This window comes from Salinisphaera sp. G21_0 (genome assembly GCF_017744115.1).
In the GTDB taxonomy this organism is placed as follows: domain Bacteria; phylum Pseudomonadota; class Gammaproteobacteria; order Pseudomonadales; family Endozoicomonadaceae; genus Endozoicomonas.
In genome coordinates, this window is sequence record NZ_JAGHQW010000305.1 from 1 (window position 1) to 511 (window position 511).

General features: G+C 51.1%; 1 protein-coding gene. It reads left to right on the forward strand.

From position 1 onward, the window contains the following. A partial coding sequence (locus tag J7439_RS26200) for a hypothetical protein (protein ID WP_209204989.1) occupies nt 1-511 on the forward strand: 511 nt, incomplete at both ends.

Consider the following 511-nt stretch of genomic DNA (forward strand, 5'->3'; position numbering starts at 1 on the left):
GGAACGGTTGCCAACACCACGGCGGTGAACAGCTATGTCAATGGCATTAAAGTGAATACTGAATCTATCTCCAATGATCAGCTTCTTTGCCAAAAAGCAGACCCACGGGTGTTAACAGCCAATTGCTCTTCGCGAACAGAATTTCTGGATGCATTGGATTTGTCGTACAGTGATGTTTGCCCGGTAAATGCCGCTAAAGAGTCAACAGCTGCGGCCACAAGACCAGGCAGCACCATGAACTTTTCCAGTTCGGGTTCTGTCACAATGACAACGCCTCCAGAAACTGGGTCAAAAGTACCAAAAATGACCTTCTCTGACCCGGATTTTGCAACATTTGCCGCACCAAAACCGCTAGTGGCATCACCAAGCCCTGCCGTTATAGCTTGTATCGCCACCCTGGGCACGGTGATTTTTTTGCTGGTCGGTGTGATCGCCTACCGCTATTGCAGCCAAAGGTCATCGACTAATGCTGGTCGTAACCGCGCGGAACCCATGCCGCCCCCACCCCTGT